The organism is Gordonia araii NBRC 100433, assembly GCF_000241265.1.
Taxonomy (GTDB): Bacteria; Actinomycetota; Actinomycetes; order Mycobacteriales; family Mycobacteriaceae; genus Gordonia; species Gordonia araii.
The window spans coordinates 84,267-97,306 of the sequence record NZ_BAEE01000011.1 but is presented as its reverse complement, the minus strand read 5'-3'; the positions used below and the strand labels follow the sequence as shown (position 1 = coordinate 97,306).

General features: G+C 68.1%; 15 protein-coding genes. 5 read left to right on the top strand and 10 right to left on the bottom strand.

Annotated elements, in window-relative coordinates:
- Window positions 1-204 precede the first annotated feature (204 nt).
- On the bottom strand, window positions 205-846 hold the full coding sequence (locus GOARA_RS01600; RefSeq protein ID WP_007320527.1) for a TetR/AcrR family transcriptional regulator: 642 nt from the start codon (window positions 844-846) through the stop codon (window positions 205-207).
- 84 nt (window positions 847-930) lie between these two features.
- Here GOARA_RS01600 and GOARA_RS01595 point away from each other — a divergent pair, with 84 nt between their 5' ends.
- The 3 genes from GOARA_RS01595 to GOARA_RS01585 are packed head-to-tail and all read left to right on the top strand — an operon-like array spanning window position 931 to window position 2,724.
- The gene (locus GOARA_RS01595) at window positions 931-1,875 is read left to right on the top strand and encodes an NAD(P)-dependent alcohol dehydrogenase (protein ID WP_007320526.1); all 945 of its coding nucleotides are present in this window, start codon (window positions 931-933) and stop codon (window positions 1,873-1,875) included.
- Window positions 1,876-1,895: 20 nt separating this feature from the next.
- Entirely contained in the window at window positions 1,896-2,156 is a 261-nt protein-coding gene (locus tag GOARA_RS01590; RefSeq protein ID WP_040521406.1) for a hypothetical protein, read from the top strand.
- A 46-nt stretch (window positions 2,157-2,202) separates the two neighbouring features.
- Window positions 2,203-2,724: a DUF4334 domain-containing protein gene (locus tag GOARA_RS01585; RefSeq protein ID WP_007320524.1), complete on the top strand. Its 522-nt coding sequence runs from the start codon at window positions 2,203-2,205 to the stop codon at window positions 2,722-2,724.
- 25 nt (window positions 2,725-2,749) lie between these two features.
- On the opposite strand, the gene GOARA_RS01580 is transcribed toward GOARA_RS01585, so the two are convergent.
- The 6 genes from GOARA_RS01580 to rplN form a co-directional block, all read right to left on the bottom strand.
- Window positions 2,750-3,541 carry an acyl-[acyl-carrier-protein] thioesterase gene (locus tag GOARA_RS01580; protein ID WP_007320523.1) on the bottom strand — a complete coding sequence of 264 codons (792 nt, stop codon included), beginning with the start codon at window positions 3,539-3,541 and terminating at the stop codon, window positions 2,750-2,752.
- A gap of 10 nt (window positions 3,542-3,551) precedes the next feature.
- Window positions 3,552-4,478, bottom strand: coding sequence for a TIGR03564 family F420-dependent LLM class oxidoreductase (locus tag GOARA_RS01575; RefSeq protein WP_007320522.1), 927 nt, complete (start codon window positions 4,476-4,478; stop codon window positions 3,552-3,554).
- A gap of 121 nt (window positions 4,479-4,599) precedes the next feature.
- The gene (locus GOARA_RS01570) at window positions 4,600-4,785 is read right to left on the bottom strand and encodes a type Z 30S ribosomal protein S14 (RefSeq protein ID WP_007319192.1); all 186 of its coding nucleotides are present in this window, start codon (window positions 4,783-4,785) and stop codon (window positions 4,600-4,602) included.
- Between the two features lie 15 nt (window positions 4,786-4,800).
- Entirely contained in the window at window positions 4,801-5,376 is a 576-nt protein-coding gene (gene rplE, locus GOARA_RS01565; protein WP_007320521.1) for a 50S ribosomal protein L5, read from the bottom strand.
- Window position 5,377: 1 nt separating this feature from the next.
- Window positions 5,378-5,695, bottom strand: coding sequence for a 50S ribosomal protein L24 (gene rplX, locus GOARA_RS01560; protein WP_007320520.1), 318 nt, complete (start codon window positions 5,693-5,695; stop codon window positions 5,378-5,380).
- Window position 5,696: 1 nt separating this feature from the next.
- On the bottom strand, window positions 5,697-6,065 hold the full coding sequence (rplN, locus tag GOARA_RS01555) for a 50S ribosomal protein L14 (RefSeq protein WP_007320519.1): 369 nt from the start codon (window positions 6,063-6,065) through the stop codon (window positions 5,697-5,699).
- A 385-nt stretch (window positions 6,066-6,450) separates the two neighbouring features.
- On the opposite strand from rplN, the gene GOARA_RS01550 reads away from it, so the two are divergent.
- Together GOARA_RS01550 and GOARA_RS01545 are read left to right on the top strand one after the other, a co-directional pair.
- Window positions 6,451-7,398, top strand: coding sequence for an alpha/beta hydrolase (locus GOARA_RS01550; protein ID WP_083834741.1), 948 nt, complete (start codon window positions 6,451-6,453; stop codon window positions 7,396-7,398).
- Window positions 7,399-7,529: 131 nt separating this feature from the next.
- Window positions 7,530-8,255 (top strand): acetoacetate decarboxylase family protein, encoded by a 726-nt coding sequence (locus GOARA_RS01545; RefSeq protein WP_050947122.1) that lies wholly within the window; start codon window positions 7,530-7,532, stop codon window positions 8,253-8,255.
- 234 nt (window positions 8,256-8,489) lie between these two features.
- On the opposite strand, the gene GOARA_RS01540 is transcribed toward GOARA_RS01545, so the two are convergent.
- The 3 genes from GOARA_RS01540 to GOARA_RS01530 all read right to left on the bottom strand — a co-directional run bounded on the left by GOARA_RS01540 (window position 8,490) and on the right by GOARA_RS01530 (window position 13,009).
- Window positions 8,490-12,227, bottom strand: coding sequence for a GH92 family glycosyl hydrolase (locus GOARA_RS01540; protein WP_007320516.1), 3,738 nt, complete (start codon window positions 12,225-12,227; stop codon window positions 8,490-8,492).
- Between the two features lie 41 nt (window positions 12,228-12,268).
- Complete coding sequence (locus tag GOARA_RS01535; RefSeq protein ID WP_007320515.1) at window positions 12,269-12,574, bottom strand: hypothetical protein; 306 nt, start codon at window positions 12,572-12,574, stop codon at window positions 12,269-12,271.
- Window positions 12,575-12,784: 210 nt separating this feature from the next.
- The gene (locus tag GOARA_RS01530; protein WP_007320514.1) at window positions 12,785-13,009 is read right to left on the bottom strand and encodes an MbtH family protein; all 225 of its coding nucleotides are present in this window, start codon (window positions 13,007-13,009) and stop codon (window positions 12,785-12,787) included.
- Window positions 13,010-13,040 lie beyond the last annotated feature (31 nt).

Below are 13,040 nucleotides of genomic sequence, written 5' to 3'. Positions count from 1 at the left end.
CCCTCCTGGGCGTGCCGGCTTCGCCGACCCGGTCGGCGGCGGAGTGCACCGCGACGGGCGGCCCGGCGATAGCCCGACCACCCCGGCGCGAGCGCCGGAAGGCCGCCCGGTCACGCAAGCGCCGGCGCGCCCCGCGCGCCCGTCGCCGGTGAGGCCGGACGCCCGCTCGGGACCTGCCTCGCAGGAGGCCCCGAGCGGGCGCGGTCAGCCGCCCTGCTCGAGTCGCCGAGCGATGGAGTCCAGGATGAGGCCCAGACCGAAGGAGTACTCGTCGCCGTACTGGAAGCTGCTGGCCATGATCGCCGCGGCCGACTCCACCAGGTACGGATAGTCGTCCATCGATGTTGCGGTCGTGAATTCTTCAACGAAGTCGTCGGCACTGTCGCTGAACGGGAGGTTCATCTCGGTGAGCACGAAGCCGTAGACGTAGGAATCGATGGCGGAGAACGCGTGTCGGGCCAGAGCGACCGAGAAGCCGTTGCGCCGCAGGCACCCGAGTACCGCGTCGTGATGGCGCAGCAGCGCGGGCCCCGGCGTCCGCCTCGATTCCACGAGGCCGAGCGCCCATGGGTGTGCAGCCAGGACCGATCGGGCCGAGTCGGCGCGGCGGACCATGCCGTCGCGCCATCCGTCGTCGTCGGCGGGGAGTTCGACCCGGGTGAAGATCCAGTCGACCATCCCGTCGAGCATGGCGTCCTTGTCGGCGACGTGGTGGTAGAGCGACATCGCCTCGACGCCGAGCTGCCGTCCGACGTTGCGCATGCTGACCTGCCCCAGCCCCCCGTCGTCGGCGACCGCGACCGCCGCGTCGATGATCTTCTCGCGGCTCAGCCCAACGCGTGCCACCTGCTCGTTCCCCTCCCCGGTTGCGGACTTACGTCCGTAAGGCTAGCATTCGACCCGTCAGACTTACACCCGTAAGGAGAAGCCATGATCGCCGCCGTCGCCGAAGAATATGGACCTCCCGAGGTTGTGAAGCTGCGCGACCTCCCCCTTCCCCGCATCTCCCCCACGGCAGTACTCGTCCGGGTCGACGCCGCCGCTGTCACCTCCGGCGACGCGCGCATCCGAGGCGCCAACTTCCCCGACGGCTTCGGCCGGGTATCGAGGCTCGTCTTCGGCCTGCGCAGGCCTCGACGACCGGTCCTGGGCGGGGTCTTCTCCGGCGTCGTCGAGGCCGTGGGCGCCAAGGTCGACGCGTTCGCGGTCGGCGACGAGGTGTGCGGCATGACGGGGGTGGCGATGGGCACTCATGCGCAGTACGTGGCCGCTCCGGCGAAGAAGCTGGCTCGCAAACCGGCGTCGGTGACACACGAGCAGGCCGCCGGTCTGTTGTTCGGCGGCGCCGCCGCTCTGCAGTTCCTCCGCGTCGCGCAGACCGGCCCGGGTAAGACCGTGTTGGTCAACGGAGCCTCGGGGGCGATCGGCACCAACGCCGTCCAGCTGGCCAAGCAGCTCGGCGCGCATGTCACCGCAGTGACCAGCGGGCGCAATGCCGCACTTGTCACCGACCTCGGGGCCGATGAGGTCATCGACTACACCGTCACCCCGTTGCCTCGCGTCGACCGCCGCTTCGACGTCGTCCTCGATACCGTCGGAGTACTGGACCGGCATTCGGCGCCGCGCCTGCTCACCGACGACGGGACCGCCATCCTCGCGGCCGCCAGCCTGAGCGACAACATCTTCGCGCGCGGGAAGGTCAAAGCCGGTGTCGCACCGGAACGTTCCGAGGACTTCGCACATCTTCTGGGACTGGTTGCCGACGGCACCCTCCGCGTCGTCCTCGACGAGGTACTCGATCTTCAGGACATCGCCGACGCCCACCGCCGGGTCGACTCCGGGCGCAAGGTCGGCAATGTGGTGGTCCGCTGCTGATCCGCCGGTACCGTGGGGTTATGGCACGCAAACAGTGGAGCAAAATGTCCCCGCGGTCCAAGGGCCTGGTGATCGGCGTCGCCGCCGTGGACGCCGGCCTGCGGGCGTGGGCGCTACGCGATCTCGGCAGCCGGTCGAAGGACGAGGTCAACGGCCCGAAGGCGCTGTGGTCGGGGGGTCTGGCCATGATCAGCTCGGCGGGCCTGTTCCCGCTGTTCTATCTCATCAAGGGACGCCGCCCACGGGCTACCGAGGATCAGGTCCCCGGAGTCGAGCCCTAAGCTGGCACCAGACGGCGTTCAACGCGACCGTTTGGAGAGGATAACGATGACTACCGCAGCAGACCTGCGCTCGGGATTGAGTGCCATTGCGGCCAATGAGCTTTTCGACTCCCTGCCCCCGGTCACCATCGACGAGATGATCGGTCGCTGGCACGGTTCGGAGGTCCCCACCGGCCACCAGATGGACGGACTGCTCGCCGTCAGCGGCTGGTACGGCAAGGAGTTCGTCGATGCCGACACCGTTCACCCGCTGCTCTTCGGTCAGCCGGGAGACCTGTACGCGGTGAATCCGCGGCTCATCCCGTTCAACACCCTCAATCGCCTGGGCACCAAGATGCCCCGCGTGCTGCCGCCCGGCGGCCAGACCGCGTTCAAGGCGATGCGCACCACCAAGCCCCGCGCCCGCCTGCGTCTCGTCGAGTTCCACGGCGCCACCAGCGCAGCGATGGTCTACGACGACATCCCGGTGATCGACCACTTCCGTCGACTCGACGAGAAGACGGTCCTCGGTGCGATGGACCAGCGCGGGTCGGACCAGACCTACTTCTTCCTGCTCGAGCGCGACTGAGCTGTCGCGACTGAGCTGTATGACGTCAGATCCGGCGCAGGCCGATCGTGGTGGCGACCGCATCGTCGGGAAGTAGCAGCCAGAGATCGAACCCGTCGTCGACGTCGGTCCGCAGGACGCGCACTTGCGTATCCGGCGGAACGGGGCGCAGGAACTCGATGACCGCGCGGTAAGGCGCCTCGAGCAGTTCCGGACGGGTGGCGAGGACCTCCTCGGCGACCTGCCAGTAAACGGTGTTGTTGACGTGCTTGAACTGGTCGAGATCGGTGGCGCGCAACCGGAACCCGGGCCCTTCGACGGTGCCTTCGCCCGGCTCGGCCGGGTTCATCGCCCGCCAGCGCAGGCGCTGCTCGTCGACGCCGCGGCTCAACGCCTCGAGCGCCTCGTCGCTGATCCGCGACGGCAGCCCCTGATCGTTGATCTTGATGCAGAAGGACTCGGTCTCCACCAGCCCGGCGGGCCGGTCGCCGGGGTTGAACGGCGACGCTTCGGGCAGCCCCGTCACCCGCTGGCGCATCGACACCCAGCGACTGGAGGTGGCCGAGCACCAGCGCTCGACGCGCGCGTCGCCGGGCCAGCTCAGTGGCTCGCGGACCTCGATCACGGTGCGCCGCAGGATCCAGAACGGGTCGCTGTCGAAGAACCCGGAGTCCTCGATCATGTCCTCGCCGATGTTCTGCAGGTATCGAGCGATGCCGTCGAGCCGGACCCGCATCCGGCCGTCGATGTCGCTGCCGCGCACCCGGTAGGTGGCCGTGTACGGCTCCTGCTCGACGGGGCAGTCCGCGAAAACGGGGGCGGTGGGCTCGGGTCTCACCGGCACGAGCCTACGCGCCGTCGAGCTCGCGCAGCAGCGCGCGAGTGCGGGCCCGAACCTGCTCGTCACGGTCGAAGACGATGCCGACGTACTCGTCGACACCCGCGTCGGCCAATTCGCGCAGACGCGCGGCGACCGTCTTCTCGTCGCCGATGATGGCTGCGTCGGCCGGGCCCGCGTAGCCCTCGCGGTCGAGCATCGTCCGGTAGGACGGGAGCGAGTCGTACATCCGGAACTGCCGGGCCGCGGTCTCCCGCGAGGTCTCGACGTCGTCGGTCACCGCGACCGGGAGGAAGGACACGGTGCGCACATCCGACGCGGAGCGGCCCGCCTCCTCGGCGGCGGCGCGCAGGCTCGGCACGATGTGGTCGCGCAACGTCTTCGGCCCGGTCATCCAGGTCACGGTGCCGCCCGTGCGCCGACCGGCCAGTGCCAGCATCTGCGGGCCGAGTGCGGCCAGGTACACCGGGGGCGCGGGCACCTCGCTGAGGGTCATGACCCCGCGCGTCGTCGTCAGCTCGCCTGCGGCATCGGCCATCTCACCGGCGAGCAGCGGCAGCAGGCCGTCGAGGTACTCCGACATGCGGCGCAGCGGGCGCTCGTACGGGATGCCCCACATGCCCTCGGAGACCACCTTGTGGGTCAGGCCGATGCCGAGGGTGAGCCGACCGCCGGTGATCGCGTTGACCGTGAGCGCCTGCTGGGCGAGCTTCATCGCGTGCTGCGTCTGGATCGGCAGCACGCCCGTGGCGAACTCGATCCGCGGAACTTCGCGGCCGGCGACGGCGAGCACCGTCAGCGCATCGCCGTCGTTGGGCATCTGCGTCGCCCAGATCCGTCGGAAGCCCTCCGACTCGAGGGTCACGAGGGTCGCGAGGTACTCGTCGAGGTGCAGGGTCTTGCGGCCGTCGACCGCGTGCATGATGGTGATCTCCACCCTGCCAACCTATCGGCGCCGCAGGCCCGCCCACAACAAGGCCCTCGAATCGCCGGAAGCACGACGACCCCGCCTCCGGTTACCGGAGGCGGGGTCGTCGCGTCGACTAGAGAGTCTCAGCTCACCAGCTGGACTTCTGCACGCCCGGCAGCTCGCCGGCGTGCGCCATCTCGCGCAGGCACACACGGCACAGGCCGAACTTGCGGTACACCGAGTGCGGGCGACCGCACTTGTTGCAGCGCGTGTAGGCGCGCACGGCGAACTTGGGCTTCTTGTTGGCCTTGTTGACCAGAGCCTTCTTTGCCATTGGTTATCCCTACCGTCAGTTCTTCGCGTTGTTGTCTTTGAACGGGAAGCCGAGCGCACGCAGGAGCGCACGACCCTCGTCGTCGTTGGTGGCCGACGTGACAACGGTGATGTCCATACCGCGCGGCCGATCGATCGAGTCGATGTTGATCTCGTGGAACATCGACTGCTCGTTGAGACCGAACGTGTAGTTGCCGTTGCCGTCGAACTGACGGTCGCTCAGGCCGCGGAAGTCGCGGATACGCGGGAGGGCGATCGACACCAGGCGGTCGAGGAACTCCCACATGCGGTCGCCGCGCAGCGTGACGCGCGCACCGATCGGCATACCCTCGCGGAGCTTGAACTGCGCGATCGACTTGCGGGCGCGACGGATCTCCGGCTTCTGGCCGGTGATCAGCTCGAGGTCGCTCACGGCGCCGTTGATGAGCTTGGAGTCGCGAGCGGCGTCACCGACGCCCATGTTCACGACGACCTTCACCACGCCCGGGATCTGCATGACGTTGACGTAGTCGAACTCCTTGTTCAGGGAGTCCTTGATCTCCTCGCGGTAGCGGAGCTTGAGGCGAGGCTGCACTTTTTCAGAGGTGGTCATCTCAGATGTCCTTCCCGTTCTTGCGGGAAATCCGGACGCGCTTGCCGGTCTCCTCGTCGGTCCGGTAGCCAACGCGGGTCGGGTTTCCGTCGGAGTCCACGACCATCACGTTCGACACGTGGATCGGGGCTTCCTGGGTCACGATGCCGCCGGAGGAGGCGCCGCGCTCGTCAGCGGAGGCGGCGGTGTGCTTCTTGATGCGGTTGACGCCCTCGACGAGGACTCGCTGCTGCCGCGGGAAGGCCTGAATGACCTTGCCCTTGGCGCCCTTGTCCTTGCCCGAGACGACGATCACGGTGTCGCCCTTGTGCACCTTCATGTCAGAGCACCTCCGGAGCCAGCGAAACGATCTTCATGAAGCGCTTGTCGCGCAGTTCGCGCCCGACCGGGCCGAAGATGCGGGTGCCGCGCGGGTCACTGTCACCCTTGAGGATGACGGCCGCGTTCTCGTCGAAGCGGATGTAGCTGCCGTCGGGACGACGACGCTCTTTGTTCGTGCGGACGATGACGGCCTTGACGACCTCGCCCTTCTTGATGTTGCCGCCGGGGATCGCGTCCTTGACGGTGGCGACGATGACGTCGCCGATGCCGGCGTATCGCCGCGATGAGCCGCCCAGCACACGGATGCACAAGATTTCCTTGGCTCCGGTGTTGTCGGCGACCCGCAGGCGAGATTCCTGCTGAATCACTCGGTTCTCCTGACCTGGATTATTTAGCCCGCCGGATTTCCGACCCGACGCGCACGGTCTGCTACCACCGGACATGCGCCTGCCTGGGGTTTTCCGGTTTCCCGGTCGACTCCAGTGGGTTCGCATGCCGACTCGCGACGCAGATGCGCCGCAGGCAACCGTCTAAGTGTAGGTGAACCTGCAGGTCGCAGCCAAATCGAGGATGCCCGAGCCCGGGGCGGCCGTCAGATTCACAGGTCTCGGACAGGTTACCGACTCGGCTACCGTGCGAAACGCCCGGTAACGTATGCCGTCGCGGGATCGGTAGTCCCCGCGAGACCCCAACCCCTTGGAGGAAGACACCGTGCGAGCACTCCGACTGATCGGCATCGTGCTGGCGGCCGCGATGGCGCTGACCCTCGGTGCCGCCCACGCGCACGCCGCACCGGTGTCCCGCATCGTCAGCACGTATGACGACGGCCCGCAGGAACACACGCTCATCGTCTACTCGGCGGCGATGCGACAGTCGTTCCCGGTGACGGTTCTCCTCCCCCGCGACAAGAGCAAGCCGCGTCCGGTTCTCTACCTGCTCAACGGAGCGGGCGGCGGCGAGGACTCCGCCACCTGGGCCGCCCGGACGAGCTACACGAAGTACTTCAAGAACAAGAACGTCTACGTGGTCACCCCGGTCGGCGGAGCGTTCAGCTACTACACCGACTGGGTCCGCCGCGACCCCGCGATCGGCAAGCCGATGTGGCAGACCTTCCTCACCAAGGAGCTGCCCCCGCTGATCGACGGGCACTTCAAGACGACGCGCCGCAACGCGATCGCCGGCATCTCCATGGCGGGAACGTCGGTCTTCAACCTCGCGATCGCCAAGCCCCGGCTCTACCGGTCGGTCGCGGCGTTCAGCGGCTGCGCGCGGACCAGCGATCCGCTGGGGCAGCAGTACATCAAGCTCGTCATCGACCGCGGTCAGGGCAACATCGCGAACATGTGGGGGCCGCTCGGCGGTCGCGGCTGGATCGCCAACGATCCGTACATCCAGGCGCCTCGGCTGCGCGGCACCAAGATCTACATGACCACCGGAACCGGTGCGCCGGGCAAGCACGAGAACCTGCAGAACAAGGGCATCGCCGGCGACCCCGGCACGCTGGCCAACCAGACGATCGTCGGCGGGCTGATCGAGTCCGCCGTCAACGTGTGCACGCAGGAGATGGCCCAGCGCCTGCGGTCGTTGCGCATCCCGTTCAAGCTCACGACCCGCCCGGGAGGCACCCATTCCTGGGGCTACTGGGAAGACGACCTGCACAGCACCTGGCCGAGCCTCGCCCGAGACCTCGGCACCCGCTGACCGGCGTCGGAGGGTCGACGGTTCTCGCCGCGGCCCGCGGTTCGATATGCGACGATAAGAACGAGAACACGTTCTAGTTTCTTGGAGTCGTCGTGCCCAATGCCCACCAGGTCCTCGGGACCACCGTCGAGATGCCGGTACGCATCCGCGACGCACGCTGCTTCGTCGCGGGCTTCAGCGCCTCGGCCGAGGCCGTACGTGACGCCATCGCGCCCACCGGGTTGACCCCCATGGTCATCAATCCGCGCAGTCTGGACCCACGGCGGTTCGGGCAGGCGCGCACGGTCGCCATGCTGGTCTTCGTGCAGTACATCGACGGGGACCTGGGCCCGTATCACGAGTTCGGCGTCTGCTTCCTCGTGAACGATCCCGATCAGCCCGCCGCGTCGGTCTTGCAGTCGATGCGATCCCTGGTTCGCGGCGACGCACGCGCCCTGATCCACCATCTGCCGGTCGACGGCGAGTTCACCCTGGCAGCCGGTCGCGGGATCTGGGGCTTCCCCAAGACGATGGCCGAGTTCGATGTCGACCACGATTCCTCGCGCAAGCACGGCGCCGTGCGCGCGGACGGGCACGAGATCGTCGACTTGACGATCACCCCGGGCATTCCGGTCCCCGACCAGTCCGGCGGCGCCACGCTGCAGGCGTACTCCCACCTCGACGGGGTTACGCGTCGGACCCCGTGGCAGCTCTCGGAGACGAGCGGAGTGCGCACCCGCATCGGCGGCGCGAAGCTGATTCTCGGCAGCCACCCGATCGCGGACGAACTGCGCGGCCTCGATCTCTCAAGCCACGCGCTGATGACCTCGTCGGTCTCTCGACTGCAAATGGAGTTCCAGGACGCAACCGTCTGCTGAGACGCCGACTGGGCACCTCACCTACGCCGACTGGGCACCCCACCCACGCCGACTGGGCACCCCACCCACGCCGACTGGGCACCCCACCCACGCCGACTGGGCACCCCACCCACGCCGAGTGAGCACTTGGCCGCGAGATTCCGGGCACGGTCGGCGGGATTCCGGGCACAGTCGGCGAGATTCCGGGCACGGTCGGCGAAAATGTGGGCACGGTCGGCGAAAATGTGGGCACGATCAGCGGTTCAGGCGGAGCAGTTCCAGCTGCGCGACCTCGACAGGCGTTGAGAAGACCAGCCGGTAGGCGGTCATCGGCTCGGGTGACCACCGCGTCGGATCGACCCGACCGTCGGCAGTGCCCGTCGGATCGACCCGACCGTCGGCAGTGCCCGTCGGATCGACCCGACCGTCGGCAGTGCCCGTCGGATCGACCGGACCGTCGGTGGTGTCCAGCGGCAGTCGTTGCGGCACCGCGAATACCCTCGTCTGTCGCTCCCACCGGAATCCTGCCCGCTGGGTGCTCAACGTCGACCACTCGCCGTCGGATCCTCGACCCTGCAAGCGCCATGAGTACTCGCCGGGTTCGACGACGGTGAGTGTGTAATGATCGACGACCGTCGGCGCGCCGAGGTCCCAGCCGACGTATCCTCCGTCGCCGAGGACAACCGATTCGGTCCCCGACGAATCGTCGAAGGCGTTGGCCGCGTCCGACCCACCCAACGCACGCTCGCCGGCGGCGGCGGGCACAGTCAGGTCGGTTGGCGGCATCGGCGCGGCACCCTCCGGTGTGAGCGACGGCGGTACCGTCCCGGCGGCCCACCCCGACGGCTCGGAGCCGAGTTCGAACTCGATGACCGCGCCGTCGACGAGGCGATCGCGCTCGATGGTGATGCGCTCCCATGGCTCGCCGTCGACGCGGACGGCCTGTATGTAGCAGCTCGACGCGGGTACCGGGGTATCGGCGGCGATACCGTCGCCGCGCGCGATGATGTCGAGCTTCGACCCGTTCTCCAGCGTCCACGTCAACCGGGGCAACGCCGGCGCGCATAGGACGAACTGCCCGCTCCCGATGGTCAGCGGATACAGTCCGGACACCGCGAACAGGTACCACGCCGACATCTCCCCGTTGTCCTCGTCGCCTGGGTAGCCCTGGCCCAGGTCGGACCCGACGAACAGCCGCTGCACGGCGTCGCGCACGATCGCCTGGGTCTTGGCGTGCGCGGTGCTGCCCGGGCGCGACGCGAAGGCGTACATGAACGGGATGTGGTGCGCCGGCTGGTTGGACAGCGCCAACATCCCCATCCGGGTGTCGCGCGCCTCGCGCATCTCGTGGATCACGACCGGGTAGCCGCCCATGAACTCCGGTCGCCCGGTCTCCGGTAGCGCCATGAACTCGTCGAGCTTCTCCTCCAGCTCAGCACGACCGCCGTACAGCTCGGCCAGACCCTGCCCGTCCTGCGGTGCCGTGAAGCGGGTGCCCCAGGCGTTGGTCTCGGTGTAGTCGGTTCCCCAGTTCCGCGGGTCGAACGGTCCCGACCGCCATCGTCCCGACGGCTCACGGCCGCGGAAGAATCCGGTCTCGGCGTCGAACATCAACGCATACCGTTGGGCGCGCGCGGCGAACCAGTCCGCGTTGGCGACGAACTCGGCGTGCCGCTCATGGTCGGGCAACCGCGCGGCGAGATAGGCCGAGAACGCGGCAATAGCGCCGTCGTTGATCGCCGCATCGATCGTCCACGACATTCCCTCGTGCGCCTCGGTGTCGGCGTATCCGGTGAACATCGAACGCTCCATGCCCTTGCGGCCGACGAAACGGCTCGGCGACGGGACAGTGGCGTTGCGCAGGCAGGAATCGTAGGCGTCGAGCAGGGAGAACTCACCGAACCCGGCCAGCCCGGCCACCGCCGCGTCGGAGAACACCGCGTCGCTGGACGTGCCGGTCATGATGTCGGCCGGCGCCGGCGCGGACCAGCGGCTCACCCACCCGCCGTCGCGGTAGTGCTCGACGAAGCCCTCGAGGAGTGCGCCGGTCAGCTTCGGCGCGATCAGTGTGCGCAACGGCCAGCTCGCCCGATACGAGTCCCAGAACCCGTCGGTGACGGTGAGCCGACCGTCGACGACGCGCCGTACCGTCGTCGACGGGGTGTCGTCGACGTCCTGCCGGTAGGCGAACGGCGATGCGAACTTCCAGCCGTCCTCGGTGAGCTCCGAGGCGGTATTCGGGTACAGGTGTACCCGGTAGAGGCTCGAATACAGCGACGTGAGCTGATCGCGTGTGGCGCCGTCGACGTCGAGGCGGCCCAGAAGCTCGTTCCACCGGTCGCGGGTGTGGGTTGCGATGGCATCGAAGGTTGCGGGGTCTCGATACACCCGCTCCTCCGTCGCGGGCACTCGACCACCCATTGGAGTCGCGGCCGGCTCTTGGTCCTCCGTCGCGGGCACTCGACCACCGATTGGAGTCGCCGGGTCTCGATCCCCTGCGGGCACTCGACCACCGATTGGAGTCGCCGGGTCTCGTTCCCCTGCGGGCACTCGACCACCCACGGAAGTCACGGAATCTCGATCCCTTGTCACGGCCAATTGACCACCCATAGCCGCTTCCCGGTCGGTCGCCAGGTTTCGCTTGGCCTGCTCGACGCTGATGTGCGAGGTGCCGATGGCGACGGTCACCGACCGGGCGTCGCCTCGCAGGCCGACGGTCAGCGCGCCGAGCACGGCCTCGCGCTCGTGGCCGGGAAACCGCGTCGCCGAGAGAACGCGACCGTCGACCTCGACGTGGACGTACGTGCGCGGCACGTGCGTCAGCCCGCCCGGGCCGTCGACGTAGCCGGTCGCGACGTACGGCTGGCCCGGCACGGGGTCCGGCAGATCGAGGTGGCCGTCGTTGTCGATCTGGTCGAAGACGAGCGAGCCGGTGTCGCCGCCGTAGGTCGCGCGCAACCAGATCGAGTGCGAGCCCGCGGTCAGCTCCGCACGGATCGGCGGGTGCACGCCGTCGTCGAGCACCACACCGTACAGATGCGGTCGATCGACTTCCTCGTCGTGCGAGAACGGCAACGCCCGATCGTCGCGATCGGGCTTGGGGTGCGACAACGGATGCGGAAACACCTGGAAGCTGCCTCTGTCCCCCATCCACGGCGACGGGATGTGCGAGGTCGCGAAGGCCTGCAGGAACGGGACGACCGACGCGTCGTCGGTCGATTCGTCCTGCGGGGGATTGGACACGACGCGACTCGCCTCGTGATACGAGTACGGCCAGCCCCGATTGCCGCCGTCGGTCATCGGAAGCCCGAAGACGAATCCGTGCGGGACCGCCACCAGCGGAGCACAGCCGCCGCGGGAGAAGCGATCCGACGAGAAGGTACCCCTCGTGGTCTTCACGAAGTCGACCGGGTCAACGGCCTCGGGCCGCTCTGCGACGACGTCGATCCGGTCGACGAAGCCGACCTGCCGGCGCGGTCCGGACCCCGCCTCGGCGCGGGCCGGGGCGAACGCGGTCAATTCGACCCGCTCGACGGTGCGCCCGTCGGCGCCGCGCAGGGAGACCGACCGCGACGACCACTGGTCGACCGAGAGCATCCGCGCGTCGTACTGCGATCGCGCGTCGATCGGCACGCCGAGCTGATCCGTCGGCCCGATATCGGAGAGCCGCGTCCCGTCGGTGAAGACGAGGTCGACGGCGACGGCGGTGGCGGCATATCCGTCGCGAACATCGGGCTCGTCGGCGTCGAACACGGGGAACACCGCGTAGCGCAGCACTCGGTCGGCCGGGATGGTGCGGCCTTCCAGCCCGGTCCCCGCGAGAACTGCCCGCCAGCGCTGCCCGGCGGATCCGCTGAAGCGGTATCCCCAGGGATGGGCGGAAGTCAGGCCGACGCCGGGCCGCGCGTTGACGGCATAGGACGGCCCGTCACCACGGATGAGATCATCGAGAACGAGGACTTCGGTCGGCTCAGGCCGACTGGTACTTGCCACGCGCTCCAGTTTGTCAGGCGCGGTCGGCGGCGGCCGAGTTACTAGCTGACGGCGCGCAGGTGGGTTCCGCCGGAGCTGTCCAGTTCACGGCCCAACCAGTCGATGACCTGTGAAACGGCTGCGCCGGTCTTCTCGCCCAGTTCGGCGACGGCGGGCATGGAGTTCACGATGCCGGCGACCAGCGACGCGTCGGCGCTCATGCCGTGACGGCTCATCACGTCGGCATAGGAGTCGATCGAATTGCCCAGCTCACCGTAGGAGACCGCCTTGCCTCCGAAGCGGACGGCGGTCAGGCGCGGCGTAGCCTGCGCACGAGTACTGACGTGGTCGATAACCTGCGTCATCATGGCGAACCCCGTATCCCTCACTGGGTGCGAAAGCTCCTCGAACTTTGCGCAACGCTCCAGGCAACTCCCAGAACATTCACAGTATGACATGTGTCGAGCGGATCAGCTACCCCAAACTGCCGATTTGCGGTAGATGAAAGCCGGGTCGGTTATCCAACCGAACCGCCGAGGTCACCATGTTGTGACCAACGGTAGGTAGCGGCACGGCCCTCATTCGCCCTTGGCGTCGGCTTCCATCGCCTCGATGAGGCTCTTGGGCCGCAGATCCGTCCAGTTCTCCTCGACGTAGGCCAAGCACGCCTCGCGGCTGTCCTCGCCGAAGACCTTCGTCCACCCGACCGGAATATCGGCGAACGTCGGCCACAGGGAGTGCTGGTTCTCGTCGTTGACCAGCACGAAGAAGCGGCCGTTCTCGTCGTCGAATGGGTTCGTCATCGGTTCTCTCCTTCTCCCGCGACCGTGGTCG